The following is a 4,031-nucleotide window of genomic DNA, read 5'->3' on the forward strand; positions in this document are numbered from 1 at the left end:
CATGTGTGACTGATCCACCGCATTCGCGAGCAAGCCCGCTCCCACATTTTTTGATCTCTGCCCGGCCTAATCCCGGGCCAGGGCTTCAATCGGATCCAACCGCGCCGCATTCCGCGCCGGCACAAACCCGAACACAATCCCGATCAACGTTGAACACGCAAACGCCGTCACTACCGAGCCCAGGGAAAACACCATTTCCCACTCTTTCACAAACAACGAAAACAGATAGCCGATGGCGAATGACAGCGAGATGCCGATCATCCCGCCAATCAGGCAGACCATCACCGCTTCCACCAGGAACTGTTGGCGAATATCCGATTGCCGCGCGCCCACTGCCATGCGAATCCCGATTTCGCGGGTGCGTTCGGTCACCGACACCAGCATGATATTCATCACTCCGATGCCGCCCACCAGCAACGAAATCACTGCAATCAACGACAGCAGCAACGCCAGGGAACGGCTGGTTTTCTGCACCGTCTGCATGATGCTGTCGAGGTTGTTGGTAAAGAAGTCCTTGGTGCCGTGACGTTGCAACATCAGCTTGGTGACGTTCTCTTCCACCACCTTGCTCGGCTGGCCGTCCTTGATGCGCACCGTGATGCTGTCCAGATGACGCTGGCCCAACAGCCGCCCCGCTGCCGTCTCGTACGGCACCCACACGTTCAACGCCTTGCTGGCGGCGAACATGTTTTTGTTGTCGGCCGTCACCCCGATCACGGTGCAGGGCAGGTTGCCCACCAGGATCACCTGGCCCAGCGGATCCACGCCGGGCGCGAACAGCCGATGGCGCGCGTTGTGGTCGATCACCACCACCTGGGCCTGGCGCCGGGCGTCGCTTTCGCTGAAGGTAATTCCGGCTTCGAGCTTCAGGCCCTTGACCTGGAAATAGCGATCGCTGACCCCATTGACCTGGGCGTCCAGGTCGATATTGCCGTAACGCAGCAACAGGTTGCGCCCCACCACCGGCGTGGCGCTGTCGACGTAATACAGCTGGTTCAGCGCGTCCACATCCGACGGCAACAACGTCTCGATGGCTGACGCACGGCTGTCACCAAAACTCTTGCCGGGAAAGATATCAATGGTGTTACTGCCAATGGCCTGGATGTCCTTGAGCACATAGCGCTTGGCGCCTTCGCCGATGGCCGAGATCGATACCACCGAGGTGATGCCGATGACAATGCCGAGCATGGTCAGCAAGGTGCGCATGCGATGGGAAATCAGCGCGACCCAGGCCATGTTGAAGGCCTCCTTGAACAGCCCGAGGCTCGCCACCAACTTGCGCGCACCGCTGCGCTTGGGCTCGATGGGCGCTTCGGTGGGCAGGTCGAGGCCGACACTCTGATTGGCGCGGTCACTGACGATCTCGCCATCGCGCACCTCAATGATCCGCTGGGCATTGGCCGCGACTTTCGGGTCATGGGTAACGATGATCACCGTGTGCCCGGCGGCGTGCAGCTCGGCCAGGATGCGCATCACCTCCTTGCCGCTGTGGGTATCGAGGGCGCCGGTGGGTTCGTCGGCGAGGATCACTTCGCCGCCGTTCATCAAGGCCCGGGCGATACTCACGCGCTGTTGCTGGCCGCCGGACAGCTGGCTCGGGCGATGGGTCAAATGCCCCGACAACCCCAGGCGTGCCAGCAATTCCCCGGCGCGGCTGTGCCTGGCGGTTTCCGGCGTACCGGCATAGATCGCTGGCATTTCCACGTTGTGCAACGCGCTCAGGTGCGCGAGCAAGTGGTAACGCTGAAAGATAAAACCGAAGTAGTCGCGGCGCAGCTCGGCCAGTTGCTCATCCCCCAGGGTACGGGTTTCGATGCCATTGATCTTGTAGCTGCCGGCAGTGGCGTAGTCGAGGCCGCCGAGAATGTTCATCAGGGTCGATTTACCCGAACCCGAGGCCCCGGTGATCGCGACCATTTCCCCGGCGTGGATGGTCAGGTCGATGCCCTTGAGCGCAATGAATTCGCGGTCACCGGCCATGAAACTGCGCACGATGCCTTTAAGCTCCAGCAGTGGCTGAGTCATCAATCAGCCCCCCGCCACGGCAGGCGATGGATCGCCGATCACCACCTTGTCGCCTTCGGCCAGGCCATCGAGGATCTGCACCTTGACGTTGTTGTTGATGCCCGTCTGCACCTGCCGCGTGTTGGCCTTGCCCTTGGCGTCCAGCACCCGCACCGGGAAACTGCCATCGGCATTGCGCGGGCCGAGTGCGGCCACCGGCACGGTCAGTGCGGCCTTGGCGGTGTCGAGCACGATGCGCACCTGGGCGGTCATGGCGATGCGCAGGCGGTGGTCGGGGTTGGGTACGTCGAACAGCGCATTGTAGAACACCGCGGTGTTTTGCTTGGGGGTGCCGGCGGTCTGGGTTTCGAGGAAATTCTGCGGGGCAGGTTCGGTACCGCGCAATTTGGCGTAGTAGCGTTTGTCGGCCTCGCCGAGGATGGTGAAATACACCTGCTGGCCCGGACTGATGTGGATCACGTCCGCTTCGGAGACTTGGGCCTTGACGGTCATGGTGTCCAGGTCGGCGAGCTTGAGCAGCACCGGTGCCAGTTGGCTGGCGATCACGGTCTGGCCTTCCTGGGTGACGATGCCCACTACATCGCCGTCGATTGGCGCGACGATGCGGGTGTAGGCCAGGTTGATCTTGGCGGTGTCGATCTGGATGTGGGCGCTTTTGATCTGGGCGTCGAGGGACATCAGGTTGGCGCGCTGTACCTCGTAGTTGGACTCGGCGGTTTCGAAGTCCTGGCGGGACACGGATTCGTCCTCCTGCAGGCCCTGATAGCGTTCGTAGACGGATTTGGTTTCCTTGAGTTGCGCGGCGGTGGCGCGGCGTTGGGCCTGGAGGTTTTCTTCGTCGACCTGGGCTTTGCGCAGGGTGTTCTGCAGGATCAACGGGTCGATTTCGGCCAGCCATTGGCCCTTCTTGACCTTGTCGCCGACCTTGACCTTCAGGGATTTGAGTTGGCCGGAAACCTGGGCGCCGACATCGACCTGCTTGACGCCTTCGAGCAGGCCGGTGGCCAGGACGGCGTTTTCGATGTCACTGCGCTCGGCGGTGGCGGTCAGGTATTGCGGCGCGTCTGCGGGGGCCTGCACGGTGTAGATGGTCAGGGCGGCGGCGATTGCCAGGGCCAGGGCCATTCCTGTTTTGCGAAGCTTTGACTTTTCCATAAGTGACCACAGAAGACGTTGAAGTTGGTCCGGCTTTTGGCTCGGAGTACATATCCGTTTTTTTGGTAACGGCTGATATGGGTTCCGCTCTTACAGCGGCTCACTTTTGAAAAGCGCAAAAGTAAGCAAAACGCTCTTGCCCCACCACTCGGCACCTCGCCTAGGCTCGGTGTGCCCTCACTCCGGCTTTGGACCGTGGGCCGCCGTCATGGGCCATCCCTGGCCCAGGACGGCTAACCCGGCGTCCTGCCGGGTTACCCACGCTCCAAAGCCTGCGTTCGGCCAGCGTGGTTTAACGGGGCGCCCAAGATCAAAATCAAGATCAAAAGCAAGAGCACAGCGGCCTGAGAGCCGGCTTGAGTGTGGTGAAGCAAAGGCACAAGCCAAATCAAGAGCGGGCACGGTCAAATGTGGGAGCTGGCTTGCCTGCGATGGCATCAACTGGGTCTGCCTGATCCACCGAGGTGTCTGCATCGCAGGCAAGCCAGCTCCTACAGAAAAGCAGCTTTTGCCTTTGCTTCTAACACTCAGGTCGGCTTTCAGGCCGCCGTGCTTTTGATCTTGATCTTGATCTGCGGGCCCCGTTAACCACGATGGCCGCAAGTAGGCACGGTGGAGCGGGTAAATCGGCAAGGATGCCGATTTAGCCGCGCCGGGCCATGGATGGCCCGTCGCGGCGGCCCGCGCAAGCGTGCCGGAGTGCGGGCATGCCGAGCCTGGGCGAGGCACCGAGTGGTGGGGCAAAGACCTTTTGGTTACTTTTGGGGCGTTTGCCAAAAGTGACCCGCTGTAAGAGCGGAACCCTAAGTGGCCGTTACCGCAGCAACGGATATGTACACCATCAAAAGTCC

Annotated in this window: 2 protein-coding genes; both read right to left on the reverse strand. The window is 61.2% G+C overall.

What is annotated here, in order from left to right; genetic code table 11:
* Positions 1 to 66 precede the first annotated feature (66 nt).
* Positions 67 to 2,025 carry a MacB family efflux pump subunit gene (locus V6607_RS20765; protein WP_003212489.1) on the reverse strand — a complete coding sequence of 653 codons (1,959 nt, stop codon included), beginning with the start codon at positions 2,023 to 2,025 and terminating at the stop codon, positions 67 to 69.
* A 3-nt stretch (positions 2,026 to 2,028) separates the two neighbouring features.
* The gene (gene macA / locus V6607_RS20770; RefSeq protein ID WP_032898521.1) at positions 2,029 to 3,180 is read right to left on the reverse strand and encodes a macrolide transporter subunit MacA; all 1,152 of its coding nucleotides are present in this window, start codon (positions 3,178 to 3,180) and stop codon (positions 2,029 to 2,031) included.
* Between the last annotated feature and the right edge of the window lie 851 nt (positions 3,181 to 4,031).

Origin of the sequence: Pseudomonas sp. KK18, from assembly GCF_037094675.1 — a bacterium.
Taxonomy (GTDB): domain Bacteria; phylum Pseudomonadota; class Gammaproteobacteria; order Pseudomonadales; family Pseudomonadaceae; genus Aquipseudomonas.